Here is a 12,966-nt window from a genome sequence, read left to right as displayed (position 1 = left end):
GGACATCGACGACAACACAATCACGCAGCAGCAAAAGCAGCACATCTTCATCAGACGGTTCTCGACCACCATTCCTGCACACCGGGCGCTCTTCACGTGTTTCATCGCATGCGCTCCACCACGTGGTCGTGCGCGCGCCGCAGTTCGCGGTCGACCAGGCTCACCGACACGCCCAGGCGTCGCGCGACTTCCTGGCGGGGCATCTCATCGACCCGGATCAGGATCAGGATGTGGCGCCGACGCGGCGGCATCTCGTCGATCACGGCCGCCAGCCGCTGGGCTTCGGAGCGCGCCTCGGCCGTTTGCGCGGGGCCAGGCGCGGGATCGGAGAGGCTCTCGAACACCTGCTCGACCTCGGTGCCATTGAGAAAGCGGCTCTCGGACCGCAGGCGGTCGAGCGCCGCGTTGGTCGCCATCCGCATCAGGTAGCTCAGCGGGTACTGCACGGGGCCGCTGGTTTCCGCCCCGCCCTCGAGCCGCACCCAGGTGTCCTGCAGCGCATCGCCCGCCAGGTCGGCGTTGCCGAGCTGAAGCGTCAGCCGGCGCTTCAGGTCCTCATAGCGGCGCAGCATGAAGTCGCGCAGCCCTCCCAGCCCGATGTCGCTCATGGGCTGAAGAAAATGTGCAGGGCCTGCGAGCGCACGCGACTCACAGGCGCTCGCAATCGCGGCCGGCAGCCGAAGCCTTGGGCACGATCAACATGACGAAAGGCTGCGCCGGCCGGCCCGGGGCAAGGCCGGTTCGAACCTCCCGCAAGGCCTGCAGAATCGCGTCGTCGCGGGCCGGGTCGCCGGTGGGGTCGAGCAGCACCGGCCGCTCGATGCGCCCTTCGCCGTCGACATGAAAGCTCACGGCCACGCGGTAGTTGCCGGGCGCGATGCGCGCGTCGCGACAAAACACCTCGCGCATGCGCGACTGGAGCAGGCCCTCGTACACCGGGTCGCGCGGCAGCGGCGCAGCGGCCGCGGTGGCGTCATTGGCCGCGCCGGGTTCAAGAACGAAGGCATCGGCCGCCGTGTACTGCACCGACAGGTGCGCGGCATCGACGAGCAGGCGCAGCGCGGCGTCGGGCGTGTACCAGCCCTGCACAGCGACAGACTGCGCATGGCCGATCGAGTCGGCGCCGTAGAACGCGGACCATCCCGTCACCGCGCCATGGGCGTCGAGCGCGGCCTGCAGCGGCTGGGCGGGAATGTCGAAATGAATGCGCACGTGGCGCGGCGCCGGCGGCGCCGGCCGCGCCGGCACGTCGATGCGGGCCGGTGGAGCAGCCTGCGCACTCGGACTCGCCAGGGCCATGGTCATGCCAAGCACCAGTGCAAATGCACCGGCGCGCGGGACCGTTGTTGCCATAGGCGGGTGGGGTTCATGCAATGCGGATCGACTCGCCGCACGAAGGTGCGGCCCGGATCGCTGCGCATGCTATCGATGCCATTTGACGGAACGGTGACGGGCCACACCCCGCCTTCGTCCGGCCGGATGGCAGGGAAATGCCTCAGAAAGTGGCCCGGAATTTGCACGTATGCTTCCTTTCGTTCTGCTTTCACTACATTCCGGAGTGCGTTCATGAATCACAAGTTCGGCATGGCCCTGGCGGGCCTCACCTTCGGCGCCGCCGCCTTCGCGCAAACCAAGTGGGACCTTCCCACCGCCTACCCGACGACCAACTTCCACACGGAGAACATCACGCAGTTCGCGAGCGATGTGGACAAGGGCAGCGGCGGCAAGCTCAAGATCACGGTGCATGCCAACGCGTCGCTGTTCAAGGCGCCCGAGATCAAGCGTGCGGTGCAGGGCGGCCAGGCGCAGCTCGGCGAGATCCTGCTGGTGAACTACCAGAACGAATGGCAGATGTTCGGCGCCGACGGCATCCCCTTCCTGGCCGACAGCTACGACGCCGCCTGGAAGCTCTACCAGGCTCAGAAGCCGGCGCTCGAGAAGAAGCTGGGCGAACAGGGCATCCAGCTGCTCTACGCGGTGGCATGGCCGCCGCAGGGCATCTTCGTGAAGAAGGAGATCGCCTCGGCCGCCGACCTGAAGGGCGTGAAGTGGCGCGCCTACAGCCCCGCCACCGCGCGCATCGGCGAACTCGTGGGCGCGCAACCGGTCACCGTGCAGCAGGCCGAGCTGTCGCAGGCCATGGCCACGGGCGTGATCGAGTCGTACATGTCCTCGGGCTCCACCGGCTACGACACCAAGACCTACGAGTACATCAAGAACTTCTACGACACCCAGGCCTGGCTGCCGAAGAACGCGGTGCTCATGAACAAGAAGGCCTTCGACGCGCTCGACAAGCCCGTGCAGCAGGCGCTGCTCAAGGCCGCGGCCGACGCCGAGAAGCGCGGCTGGGACACCTCGAAGAAGAAGAACGTCGAGTACCTCGACCTGCTCAAGAAGAATGGCATGACGGTGCATGTGCCCTCGGCGCAGCTCAAGGCCGACATGAAGAAGGTCGGCGACACCATGATCAAGGAGTGGACCGAGAAGGCCGGCCCCGAAGGCCAGGCCGTCGTCGACGCCTACAAGAAGATGTGACCCGGCTTCGCACGCACGGCACCCGATGCGCAAGACGCTGGATTTTCTCTACATGAGCGCCGCCGCCCTGGCGGCGCTTTTCATGGTCGGTCTGCTGACGATGGTGCTGCTGTCCATCCTCGGCCGGCAGCTGCACTTCAACATTCCCGGCATCGACGCCTACGCCGGCTACCTGATGGCCGGCGCGGGCTTCCTGGCGCTGGCGCACACGCTCAAGCGCGGCGAGCACATCCGCGTGACGCTGGTGATGCAGAACTTGCCGCCCGCGGCGCAGCGCTGGCTCGAACGCTGGGCCATGGGTGCCGCGGCGCTGCTCGCCCTGCTCTTTGCCTGGTACAGCGTGCGCCTGGTCTGGCAGTCGCTCGACTACCACGACATCTCCACCGGCAACGACGCCACGCCGCTGTGGATTCCCCAGCTGTCGATGGCACTCGGTGCCATCGTCTTCGCGATCGCATCGCTCGACGAGTTCGTGATCGAATGGCGCGGCCGACCGGCCAAGGCCGCCGAAACGGAGGCGCTGCGCCATGAGTGACATCGCCATTGCCGGCCTGCTGATCGCCGCGCTGTTCCTCATCCTGGGCAGCGGTGTGTGGATCGGCCTCACGCTCTCGGGCGTGGCGTGGATCGCCATGCAGATCTTCTCGTCGCGCGCCGCCGGCGACGCCATGGCCGTGACCATCTGGGGATCGGCCTCGAGCTGGACGCTCACTGCGCTGCCGCTGTTCGTGTGGATGGGCGAGATCCTGTTCCGCACGCGGCTGTCGCAGGACATGTTCAAGGGCCTCGCGCCCTGGATGCAGGCCCTGCCGGGCCGGCTGCTGCACACCAACGTGGTGGGCTGCGCGGTGTTCGCAGCGGTGTCGGGCTCGAGCGCGGCCACCTGCGCCACCATCGGCAAGATGAGCCTGCCCGAGCTCAAGCGCCGCGGCTACCCCGACGACATGGTCATCGGCACGCTGGCCGGCGCCGGCACGCTGGGGCTGCTGATCCCGCCCTCGATCATCATGATCGTGTACGGGGTGAGCGCCGACGTGTCGATTGCGCGCCTGTTCATCGCGGGCGTCATCCCCGGCATCCTGCTGGCGCTGCTGTTCTCGGGCTACATCGTGGTCTGGGCGCTGCGCAACCCCGACAAGGTGCCGCCGGCCGACGCGAAGCTGCCCTTCGTCGAGAAGCTCTGGGCCTCGATGTCGCTGATCCCGGTGGCGCTGCTCATCCTGTCGGTGCTGGGCTCCATCTACGCCGGCATCGCCACGGCCACCGAGGCGGCGGCCGTGGGCGTGGTCGGCGCCATGGTCATCTCGGCCGCGCAGGGCTCGCTCACCTGGCACAGCTTCAAGGAGGCGCTGCTGGGCGCCACACGCCTGTACTGCATGATGGCGCTGATCCTCGCGGGCGCGGCCTTCCTCACGCTGGCCATGGGCTACATCGGGCTGCCGCGCCACCTGGCCGAGTGGATCGGCTCGCTGGGGCTGTCGAAGTTCCAGCTGATCCTGATGCTCGCCGCGTTCTACATCGTGCTGGGCTGCTTCCTGGACGGCATCTCGATGGTGGTGCTCACCATGGGCGTGATCATGCCGACCGTCACCGCGGCCGGCATCGACCCGGTCTGGTTCGGCATCTTCATCGTGCTGGTGGTCGAGATGGCGCAGATCACGCCGCCGGTGGGCTTCAACCTGTTCGTGCTGCAGGGCATGACCGGGAGAGACCTGCTGTACATCGCGCGCGTCACGCTGCCGATGTTCTTCCTGATGGTCGTGGCCGTGCTGCTCATCTACTTCGTGCCGCAGCTGGTCACCTGGCTGCCCCAGCAGATGGCTCCCTGAGTCCGAGGGGCAGCGACCGATCGACAATAGGCCCATGCTGCTTCCGGCTCTTGCGATCTGTCTCGGCGCCTCGTGCGGCGCCCTTGCCCGATGGGGTCTCGGCCTCTGGCTCAACACCGGCGGCCCGGTGCCCTACGGCACGCTGGCCGCCAACCTGGTCGGCGGCTACCTCGTCGGCGTGGCGGTGGCGATCTTCCAGGCGATGCCGCAGCTCGACCCGGCATGGCGGCTGCTGCTCATCACCGGCTTTCTCGGCGGGCTCACGACCTTTTCGAGCTTCTCGGCCGAAGTGGTCGCGCTGCTGCTCGGCGGACGGCCGGTGCTGGCGCTGGGCACCGGCCTGCTGCACCTGTGCGGTTCGCTGGTGCTGACCTGGCTGGGCATTCGCAGCGTCCAGCTTGTGCTGGCTTCGTGACAACGCAAAAACTGCCCGCCCTCCTGCGGTTATAGACAGGGGTTCTCCAGAGGGTCGGTCGATAGAATCGACCCCAATGCCCCTCGCCCTTCTCGTCGCACTCCCCTTTCTTGCCAGCGTGCTGGCCGCGTTGATGCCGTCCAACGCGCGCAACCGGGAGTCGACCCTTGCGGGCCTCGTCGCATTGGGCTGCGCCATCCAGGTCGCATGGCTCTTTCCGCAGATCGCACACGGCAATGTGCTGCGCCAGGAAATCGAGTGGCTGCCCGCCCTCGGCCTGAACCTCGTGTTCCGCCTCGACGGCTTCGCGTGGCTGTTCTGCATGCTGGTGCTGGGCATCGGCGCATTGGTGGTGCTCTATGCGCGCTACTACATGTCGGCCTCCGACCCGGTGCCGCGCTTCTTCTCGTTCTTCCTCGCATTCATGGGCGCGATGATGGGCGTGGTGCTCTCGGGCAACATGATCCAGATGGTGCTGTTCTGGGAACTCACCAGCCTCTTCTCCTTCCTGCTGATCGGCTACTGGCACCACCGGCGCGACGCGCGGCGCGGTGCGCGCATGGCGCTCACCGTCACCGGCGCGGGCGGGCTGTGCCTGCTGGCCGGCGTGCTCGTGCTGGGCCGCATCGTCGGCAGCTACGAGCTCGACATCGTGCTGGCCTCGGGCGACATCATCCGCGCGCACGCGCTGTACCCGGTGGCGCTGGTGCTGATCCTGCTCGGCGCGTTCACCAAGAGCGCGCAGTTTCCGTTCCACTTCTGGCTGCCGCGCGCCATGGCCGCGCCCACGCCGGTGTCGGCCTACCTGCACTCGGCCACCATGGTGAAGCTGGGCGTGTTCCTCATGGCGCGCCTGTGGCCCGTGCTCTCGGGCACCGAGCAGTGGTTCTGGATGGTCGGCGGCGCGGGCGCGGTCACGCTGCTGCTGGGCGGCTTCGCGGCCATGTTCCAGCGCGACCTGAAGGCGCTGCTGGCCTATTCGACCATCTCGCACCTGGGCCTCATCACGCTGCTGCTGGGCCTGAACAGCCCGCTGGCGGCGGTGGCGGCGGTGTTCCACGTCATGAACCACGCGACCTTCAAGGCCTCGCTGTTCATGGCCGCCGGCATCATCGACCACGAGACCGGCACGCGCGACATCCGCAAGCTCAGCGGCCTGATGCGGCTGATGCCCATCACCGGCACGCTGGCCATCATCGCCAGCGCCTCGATGGCCGGCGTGCCGCTGCTCAACGGCTTTCTCTCGAAGGAAATGTTCTTCGCCGAGACGGTCTTCATCCAGGCCACGCCCTGGGTCGACTTCAGCCTGCCGGTCATCGCCACCCTCGCGGGCATCTTCAGCGTGGCCTACTCGGCGCGCTTCGTGTTCGACGTGTTCTTCGGCCCGCCCTGCGGCCCCGACGTGCCCAAGCCCCCGCACGAGCCGCCGCACTGGATGCGCGTGCCGGTCGAGTTTCTGGTGCTGCTGTGCCTGGTGGTGGGCGTGGCGCCCGCCTGGTCGGTCGGCCCGATGCTCGCGGCGGCGGCCACGCCGGTGGTCGGCGGCACGCTGCCCGCCTACAGCCTGGCCGTATGGCACGGTTTCAACCTGCCGCTGATGATGAGCTTCGTCGCGCTCGCGGGCGGCGCCGTGCTCTACCTGCTGCTGCGCCGCCCGCTGGGCAGCGGCCGCCTCGAACGCACGCCGCTGCTGCACCGCTTCGACGGGCAGGTCATCTTCGAACACCTGATCGCGCTGCTGAGCGAAACCGGCCGGCGCAGCCGTCGCCTGTTCGGCACGCGCCGCCTGCAGTGGCAGCTGCTGTGGCTGGTGGTGGTGGCCGTGGCCGGCGCCGCGGCGTCGCTGTGGGCCACGCCGGCCGATCGCGGCACGCGCGAGCTGCTGCCCTTCTCGCCGATGTTCGCGATGACCTGGCTCATCGGCTGCGTCTGCGCCGTGGCCGCCGCGTGGCAGGCCAAGTTCCACCGGCTCGCCGCGCTCATGCTGGCCGCGGGCGCCGGGCTGGTCTCGTGCGTCACCTACATCTGGTTCTCGGCACCTGACCTCGCGCTCACGCAGCTGGTGGTCGAGGCCGTGACCACCGTGCTCATTCTGCTGGGCCTGCGCTGGCTGCCGATGCGCAGCAAGGACGTGGTGCAGCCCGCGCGCATGCGGCTGCGGCCCTGGGGCCGGCGCGGGCGTGACCTGCTGGTGGCCACCGTCGCCGGCTGCGGCATGGCCGCGCTGGCCTGGGCCCTGATGACGCGCACCTTCCCGCAGAGCATCTCGCCCTTCTTCCTCGAACGCGCGCTCACCGAAGGCGGCGGCACCAACGTGGTCAACGTGATGCTGGTCGATTTCCGCGGCTTCGACACCTTCGGCGAGATCACCGTGCTGGGCATCGTGGCGCTCACCGTGTATGCGCTGCTGCGGCGCTTCCGCCCGGCCATCGAATCGATGGCGCTGCCCATCCAGCAGCGGCAGCAGGTCGATGACGGCAGCAGCGACCTGCTGAACCCACGCCGCGCCACCGACTCCGCCATCGGCTACCTCATGGTGCCGGCCGTGCTGGTGCGCCTGGTGCTGCCGGTGGCCGTGCTGGTGTCGGTGTACTTCTTCATGCGCGGCCACAACGCGCCCGGCGGCGGCTTCGTCGCGGGGCTGGTGATGTCGGTCGCGCTGGTGCTGCAGTTCATCGTCTCGGGCACCGAGTGGGTGGAAGAGCACCTGCGCATCTACCCACGCCGCTGGATCGCCATCGGCCTGCTGTTCGCGCTCGCCACCGGCGGCGGCGCGATCGCGTTCGGCTACCCCTTCCTGACCACGCACACCGCGCACCTGCACGTGCCGCTGCTGGGCGACATGCACGTGCCCAGCGCCCTCTTCTTCGACATCGGCGTGTTCGCGCTGGTGCTCGGCGCCACCATGCTGATCCTGACCGCGCTGGCCCACCAGTCCATCCGAAGCCACCGCTGGGCCGACGAACAAGAAGAGAAAGAAGCGGAGGCCCGCGCCGCCGCCGAAGCCGAAGAAGCGGCGACTGCCGCTGCAATCACCGGAGGGGCCCGCTGATGGAAATCGTGCTGGCCATCGCCATCGGCGTGCTCACCGGCTCGGGCGTGTACCTGCTGCTGCGCCCCCGTACCTTCCAGGTCATCATGGGCCTGACGCTCATCTCGTACGCGGTCAACCTGTTCATCTTCAGCATGGGCCGGCTCAAGGTCGACAGCGAGCCAGTGCTGGTCGAAGGCTTCAAGGCCACGCTGGCCAACACGGCCGACCCGATGCCGCAGGCGCTCGTTCTGACGGCCATCGTGATCGGCTTCGCGATGACCGCGCTGTTCTTGGTCGTGATGCTCGCCTCGCGCGGCCTGTCGGGCACCGACCACGTGGACGGTGAAGAGCGGGAGGCCGTGGAATGAGCGCCGCACGGCCGCCCGAAGGCGCGGGCCCCCTTGAGGGGGTGGGCGCAGCACACGCAGTGGCAAGCCTGGGGGTGGGCCAATGAACGACGTGTTCCACCTGCTCGACCGCTTCCTTGAGTTCAGCATGCCGCACCTGGTGGCGGTGCCGATCCTCGTGCCCATGCTCACGGCGGCGCTGATGCTGCTGATGAACGAGAACCACCGGCGCACCAAATCGTTCCTCAGCGTGGTCTCGGGCCTGATCGGCCTGCTGGCCGCGCTGGCGCTGCTGCGCTGGGTGAACGCGGCCGACACCGGCGGCGGCCCGGGTTCCATCGGCGTGTACCTGCCGGGCAACTGGCACGCGCCCTTCGGCATCGTGCTGGTGGCCGACCGGCTCTCGACCATGATGGTCGCGCTCACGGGCGTGGTCGCCTTCGCCGCGTCGATCTATTCCACCTCGCGCTGGGACCGCGCGGGCGTGCACTTTCATCCGCTGCTGCAGCTGCAGCTCATGGGCCTGAACGGCGCCTTCCTCACGGGCGACCTGTTCAACCTGTTCGTGTTCTTCGAGGTGATGCTCGCGGCCTCGTACGGCCTGCTGCTGCACGGCTCGGGCCAGCTGCGCGTGCGCGCCGGGCTGCACTACATCGCGATCAACCTCGCGGCCTCGTCGCTGTTCCTCATCGGCGCGGCCATTTTGTACGGCGTGACCGGCACGCTCAACATGGCCGACCTGGGCGCGCGCATCGCCGAGCTGGCGCCGGGCGACCGCGGCCTCGTGCATGCGGCGGCGGCCATCCTGGCCACCGCGTTCTTCGCCAAGGCCGGCGCGTGGCCGCTCAACTTCTGGCTGGTGCCGGCCTACAGCGCGGCCGTGTCACCGGTGGGCGCGGTGTTTGCGCTGCTCACCAAGCTCGGCGTGTACACCGTGCTGCGCCTGTGGACCGTGCTGTTCGCGCCCGACACCGGCGCCTCGGCCGCCTTCGGGCAGGCCGCGCTGGTGAGCGTGGGGCTGGCCACGCTGTTTGTCGGTGCCATCGGCATCGTCGGCACGCAGCGGCTGTCGAACCTTGCGGGCTACAGCGTGCTGGTGTCGGCGGGCACGCTGCTGGCCGCCGTCGGGCTGGGCGACCCGGCCGTGTGGGCGGGCGCGCTCTACTACATGCTGAGCTCCACGCTCGCGGTGGCGGCCTTCTTCCTCTTGATCGACATGATCGAGCGCTGGCGCAACGCGGGCATGAGCGTCGCGCCGCACGAGGCGGCGGGCAACGCGCCCTTCCTGGCCGAAGACCTGCGCGCGCTCGACGACGTGAACCTCGACGACGACGCGCAGGCGCTCTACGGCCGTGCCATCCCGGCGGGCGTGGCCTTCCTGGGCCTGAGCTTCATGCTGTGCACGCTGCTGCTGGCGGGCCTGCCGCCGCTGTCGGGCTTTGTCGGCAAGTTCGCGATGCTCTCCGGCCTGCTCGATGCCAAGGCCGTCACCACGGCCGGCTGGACCTTCCTCGGCCTGCTGATCGTCGCGGGCTTTCTCTCGCTGATCGCCCTGAGCCGCACCGGCATCCGCCATTTCTGGACACAGCCCCACGCAACCATGCCCTCGCTGCCCGCGCTCGAGGTGCTGCCGGTGGCCGCCCTGCTCGCGGCCTGCATTGCGCTCACGGTCTGGGCCGAGCCCGTGATGCAGCACGCGCAAGCCACTGCCGGCGGCCTGCGCACGCCCACCGCATACCGCGAGGCCGTACTCGGCGCCAAGCAGAAACCCAACCCGGTGCCTGCGAAGAAAGAGGAGGCCAAGCCATGAAGCGCTTGATGCCTTCCCCACCGCTGTCGCTCGCGCTGTTCATCATCTGGCTGCTGCTCAACCAGTCGCTCGAAGCGGCCACGCTGCTGTCGGCCGCGGTGCTCGCCATTGCCGTACCGCTGATCACCAAGGGCCTGCGGCCGGCCAGGGTGCGCATGCGCCGGCCCGGCGTGGCGCTGCGGCTGTCGTTTCTCGTCACCTTCGACATGCTGAAGTCGGCGTACGACGTGGCGCGGCTGCTGCTCACGCGCCGCACCGCCGACATCTCGGCGCGCTTCGTGCAGATTCCGCTGGACATGCGCGACCCCAACGGGCTCGCCGTGCTCGCGATGATCATGTGCCTCACGCCCGGCACCGCCTGGGGCGAGGTCTCGTTCGACCGCACCATGCTGCTGATCCACGTGTTCGACCTCGAGGACGACGCGGCCTTCATCGCCATGATCAAGACCCGCTACGAACGTCCGCTGATGGAGATTTTCGAATCATGACGCCTGTTCTTTTCTGGGCCCTGAAGGCCGCGCTCTTCCTGCTGGCCGTGGCCATGCTGTGCGCCCTGTTCCGCCTGCTGGCCGGCCCGTCCGCGCAAGACCGCGTGATGGCGCTGGACTGCCTGTACATCAACGGCATGCTGATGATGCTGGTGCTGGGCATCAACTACGCGAGCAGCGTGTACTTCGAGGCGGCGATGCTGGTCGCGCTGTTCGGTTTCGTGGGCTCGACCTCGCTGGCCAAGTTCCTGTTGCGCGGGGAGGTGATCGAATGAGCGCCACTGCCCTACCGCTGTGGGCGGAGATCATCACCGCGGTGTTCGCCGTGCTGGGCGCGGCCTTCGCGGCCATCGGCTCCTTCGGCTTGGTGCGCCTGCCGACCTTCTTCCGCCGCATCCATGCACCCACGCTGGGTGCCACCGTGGGCGCCTGGTGCCTGACGGTGGCCACCATTGCCTACTTCTCGGTGCAGGGCTTCAGCCTGTTCCTGCACGCGATGCTGATCGTGCTGTTCGTGGTGCTGACGGCGCCAATCACCACCATCTTCCTGATGCGCACCGCCCTCTTCCGCGAACGGCAGAAGGGCAACCCGAAGGTGCCGCCCGCCGCCAAGTCGGGCTAAGGCAGCGTCCTCACTTCAGTTGGGCGCCATGCGCACGCCCTTGTCGAGGAACTCGTTGGTGAACAGCGTCGCCGGGTCGTAGGCCTTGTCGATGCCGATCAGCGAGGACACCAGTTCGTAGTCGGCCTTCACGCGCGCACCGTCGAAGGCGCCGAGCGCCACCTTGGTGGTGGTGTCGTCGCGCATCAGTTGCTTGATGCGCATCCATTGGTCGCGCTGGTTGTCGGGCGTGAGGCCGCTCACGCTGGCCTGCAGCGCCTGCAGGCAGGGCTCGAAGCTCTTCACGCAGGCGTCGTAGGCGCGCTGCGTCACGGCGACGAACTTCTTCACCTGGCCCGGGTTCTTCGCGAGGTAGGGGCCGTTCACGATGAGCGAGTTGCCGTACACGTTCACGCCCGCGTCGCGCCACGGCTGAAAGCCCAGGTCGGCGCCGAACTCGCGCGCCTTCAGGTCGTGCTCGTTGTAGAAGTCGCTGATGATGTCGACCGACTTGCTCTTCAGCGCCGCCACCTTGGCCTGCGGGCTCACGTTGACGAAGGTCACGCTGGCCGGGTCGAGCCCCACCTTCTTCGCGAAGGCCGGCCACATGAGGCGCGCAGCGTCGCCCGGCGGGTTGCCGATCTTGCGGCCCGCGAAGTCTTTCGGGCCGTTGATGCCCGACGACTTGAGCCAGTAGAAGCCCTGCGGGCTGTTGGCATAGATGACCATCACGGCCTTCACATCGGCCCCCTTGCCCTTGGCCTGGATCGTCGTGGGCAGGTCGGAAATGCCCAGGTCGCTGCCACCCGTGCCCACGCGCTGCGCCGACACGGCCGAGCCCTTGCCGGCCTCGATGTTCAGGTCGATGCCCGCCTCGGTGTACCAGCCCTTGGCCTTCGCAAAATAGATCGGCGCATGATCGGCCGTGGGTGTCCAGTTGAGCATCAGGCTCATGGCATCGGCCGCGAATGCGGCGGGGCCCGAGGCCATCAGCAAGGCGGTGGCGCCGGCGGCCGACAACAGCTTTTTCATGCGGATCACTCCAAAAGAAGGTAAAAACAGGTCCTGAAATTTATATTACCAACTGTTTGGTTGACAAGCAATCCAGATCATCCAGACCACGTTGCCACTGCCGGGAGAACCAGAACACCATGACCGCCACCAGCCCTACCCGCACCGCCCGCAGCACCGTTGCCACGAAACGCGAGCGCGACCCCGTCGCCGCCAAGCAGGCACTCATCTCCGCCGCAGTGGCCGAGTTCGCCACCAAGGGCTTCGCGGGCGCGCGCGTCGACGAGATCGCCGCCAACGCCGGGGTCAACAAGCAGCTCGTGTACCACTACTTCGACAGCAAGCAGGGGCTGTACCTGGTCGCGCTCGAATCCGTCTATGCCGAGATCCGCGAGAAGGAACAGAAGCTCACGCTCGACGAGCTAGAGCCGCTCGAGGCCATGAAGCAGCTGGTGGCCTTCTCGTTCGACTACCTGGCCGAGCACCCCGAGTTCATTGCGCTGCTGGCCGACGAGAACCGCAATCACGGCGCGCACCTGCGCGAGTCGGAGCGGCTGCAGAAGATGCACTCGCCCTTCATCGAGATGCTCGAAGCCACGCTCAAGCGCGGCGTGGCGGCCGGCGTGTTCCGGCCCGACTTCGACGCGATCAACCTCTACATCTCGATCGCGGGCATCTCGTACTTCTTCTTCTCCAACAACCACACGCTGTCGGCCATCTTCGGCAAGCCCCTGGACGCACGCGGCGCGCTGCTGCAGCGCCGCCGGCACGTGATCGAGTTCGCGCTCAATGCCTTGCGGCCTGACAAAGCCGCCGCGTGAAAATTATCAACTAGTTGGTTGACTCGGGTCGTGGCGACTCCTATGATTCGCCGCATTGCTTCCTAGACCCAGGAA

General features: G+C 67.8%; 14 protein-coding genes. 11 read left to right on the top strand and 3 right to left on the bottom strand.

Translation table 11 applies throughout. The features are described from left to right. Nucleotides 1-101: 101 nt before the first annotated feature. Both CLU95_RS24065 and CLU95_RS24060 read right to left on the bottom strand, forming a co-directional pair. Complete coding sequence (locus CLU95_RS24065) at nucleotides 102-608, bottom strand: RNA polymerase sigma factor (RefSeq protein ID WP_099795920.1); 507 nt, start codon at nucleotides 606-608, stop codon at nucleotides 102-104. A gap of 40 nt (nucleotides 609-648) precedes the next feature. Beyond that, nucleotides 649-1,305 carry an energy transducer TonB family protein gene (locus tag CLU95_RS24060; protein WP_143606056.1) on the bottom strand — a complete coding sequence of 219 codons (657 nt, stop codon included), beginning with the start codon at nucleotides 1,303-1,305 and terminating at the stop codon, nucleotides 649-651. A 261-nt stretch (nucleotides 1,306-1,566) separates the two neighbouring features. On the opposite strand from CLU95_RS24060, the gene CLU95_RS24055 reads away from it, so the two are divergent. From CLU95_RS24055 to mnhG, 10 genes are all read left to right on the top strand, one after another. Then, nucleotides 1,567-2,535 (top strand): TRAP transporter substrate-binding protein, encoded by a 969-nt coding sequence (locus CLU95_RS24055; RefSeq protein WP_099795918.1) that lies wholly within the window; start codon nucleotides 1,567-1,569, stop codon nucleotides 2,533-2,535. Between the two features lie 25 nt (nucleotides 2,536-2,560). After that, nucleotides 2,561-3,070, top strand: coding sequence for a TRAP transporter small permease (locus tag CLU95_RS24050; protein ID WP_099795917.1), 510 nt, complete (start codon nucleotides 2,561-2,563; stop codon nucleotides 3,068-3,070). Further along, complete coding sequence (locus tag CLU95_RS24045; RefSeq protein ID WP_099795916.1) at nucleotides 3,063-4,364, top strand: TRAP transporter large permease; 1,302 nt, start codon at nucleotides 3,063-3,065, stop codon at nucleotides 4,362-4,364. The genes CLU95_RS24050 and CLU95_RS24045 overlap by 8 nt, the downstream gene beginning before the upstream one ends. Nucleotides 4,365-4,398: 34 nt before the next feature. Then, complete coding sequence (gene crcB, locus CLU95_RS24040) at nucleotides 4,399-4,779, top strand: fluoride efflux transporter CrcB (RefSeq protein WP_180288666.1); 381 nt, start codon at nucleotides 4,399-4,401, stop codon at nucleotides 4,777-4,779. Nucleotides 4,780-4,855: 76 nt separating this feature from the next. Then, entirely contained in the window at nucleotides 4,856-7,831 is a 2,976-nt protein-coding gene (locus CLU95_RS24035) for a monovalent cation/H+ antiporter subunit A (protein ID WP_099795915.1), read from the top strand. Beyond that, nucleotides 7,831-8,181, top strand: a complete 351-nt coding sequence (locus tag CLU95_RS24030; RefSeq protein ID WP_056582686.1) for a Na+/H+ antiporter subunit C — start codon at nucleotides 7,831-7,833, stop codon at nucleotides 8,179-8,181. Before CLU95_RS24035 ends, CLU95_RS24030 begins: the two co-directional genes overlap by 1 nt. Before the next feature lie 82 nt (nucleotides 8,182-8,263). After that, complete coding sequence (locus CLU95_RS24025) at nucleotides 8,264-9,970, top strand: monovalent cation/H+ antiporter subunit D (RefSeq protein WP_099795914.1); 1,707 nt, start codon at nucleotides 8,264-8,266, stop codon at nucleotides 9,968-9,970. Then, nucleotides 9,967-10,458 (top strand): Na+/H+ antiporter subunit E, encoded by a 492-nt coding sequence (locus CLU95_RS24020; protein ID WP_099795913.1) that lies wholly within the window; start codon nucleotides 9,967-9,969, stop codon nucleotides 10,456-10,458. The genes CLU95_RS24025 and CLU95_RS24020 overlap by 4 nt, the downstream gene beginning before the upstream one ends. Beyond that, the gene (locus tag CLU95_RS24015) at nucleotides 10,455-10,733 is read left to right on the top strand and encodes a K+/H+ antiporter subunit F (RefSeq protein WP_056582692.1); all 279 of its coding nucleotides are present in this window, start codon (nucleotides 10,455-10,457) and stop codon (nucleotides 10,731-10,733) included. The genes CLU95_RS24020 and CLU95_RS24015 overlap by 4 nt, the downstream gene beginning before the upstream one ends. Continuing rightward, nucleotides 10,730-11,080, top strand: coding sequence for a monovalent cation/H(+) antiporter subunit G (gene mnhG / locus CLU95_RS24010; protein WP_099795912.1), 351 nt, complete (start codon nucleotides 10,730-10,732; stop codon nucleotides 11,078-11,080). Before CLU95_RS24015 ends, mnhG begins: the two co-directional genes overlap by 4 nt. 15 nt (nucleotides 11,081-11,095) lie before the next feature. Here mnhG and CLU95_RS24005 read toward each other — a convergent pair whose 3' ends face one another. Next, entirely contained in the window at nucleotides 11,096-12,091 is a 996-nt protein-coding gene (locus tag CLU95_RS24005) for an ABC transporter substrate-binding protein (RefSeq protein WP_180288665.1), read from the bottom strand. 119 nt (nucleotides 12,092-12,210) lie between these two features. Here CLU95_RS24005 and CLU95_RS24000 point away from each other — a divergent pair, with 119 nt between their 5' ends. After that, the gene (locus CLU95_RS24000; RefSeq protein WP_099795911.1) at nucleotides 12,211-12,891 is read left to right on the top strand and encodes a TetR family transcriptional regulator; all 681 of its coding nucleotides are present in this window, start codon (nucleotides 12,211-12,213) and stop codon (nucleotides 12,889-12,891) included. Nucleotides 12,892-12,966 lie beyond the last annotated feature (75 nt).

This window comes from Variovorax sp. 54 (genome assembly GCF_002754375.1).
Lineage (GTDB): Bacteria > Pseudomonadota > Gammaproteobacteria > Burkholderiales > Burkholderiaceae_C > Variovorax.
This window is presented reverse-complemented; position numbering and strand designations above follow the sequence as displayed.

Bases quoted from the DNA above. Each gene is read 5' to 3' on its own strand.
- crcB (WP_180288666.1), top strand. From the start codon at position 4,399: ATGCTGCTTCCGGCTCTTGCGATCTGTCTCGGCGCCTCGTGCGGCGCC.
- CLU95_RS24035 (WP_099795915.1), top strand. From the start codon at position 4,856: ATGCCCCTCGCCCTTCTCGTCGCACTCCCCTTTCTTGCCAGCGTGCTG.
- CLU95_RS24005 (WP_180288665.1), bottom strand. From the start codon at position 12,091: ATGAAAAAGCTGTTGTCGGCCGCCGGCGCCACCGCCTTGCTGATGGCC.
- CLU95_RS24050 (WP_099795917.1), top strand. From the start codon at position 2,561: ATGCGCAAGACGCTGGATTTTCTCTACATGAGCGCCGCCGCCCTGGCG.
- CLU95_RS24045 (WP_099795916.1), top strand. From the start codon at position 3,063: ATGAGTGACATCGCCATTGCCGGCCTGCTGATCGCCGCGCTGTTCCTC.
- mnhG (WP_099795912.1), top strand. From the start codon at position 10,730: ATGAGCGCCACTGCCCTACCGCTGTGGGCGGAGATCATCACCGCGGTG.
- CLU95_RS24055 (WP_099795918.1), top strand. From the start codon at position 1,567: ATGAATCACAAGTTCGGCATGGCCCTGGCGGGCCTCACCTTCGGCGCC.
- CLU95_RS24015 (WP_056582692.1), top strand. From the start codon at position 10,455: ATGACGCCTGTTCTTTTCTGGGCCCTGAAGGCCGCGCTCTTCCTGCTG.
- CLU95_RS24025 (WP_099795914.1), top strand. From the start codon at position 8,264: ATGAACGACGTGTTCCACCTGCTCGACCGCTTCCTTGAGTTCAGCATG.
- CLU95_RS24020 (WP_099795913.1), top strand. From the start codon at position 9,967: ATGAAGCGCTTGATGCCTTCCCCACCGCTGTCGCTCGCGCTGTTCATC.
- CLU95_RS24000 (WP_099795911.1), top strand. From the start codon at position 12,211: ATGACCGCCACCAGCCCTACCCGCACCGCCCGCAGCACCGTTGCCACG.
- CLU95_RS24065 (WP_099795920.1), bottom strand. From the start codon at position 608: ATGAGCGACATCGGGCTGGGAGGGCTGCGCGACTTCATGCTGCGCCGC.
- CLU95_RS24060 (WP_143606056.1), bottom strand. From the start codon at position 1,305: ATGACCATGGCCCTGGCGAGTCCGAGTGCGCAGGCTGCTCCACCGGCC.
- CLU95_RS24030 (WP_056582686.1), top strand. From the start codon at position 7,831: ATGGAAATCGTGCTGGCCATCGCCATCGGCGTGCTCACCGGCTCGGGC.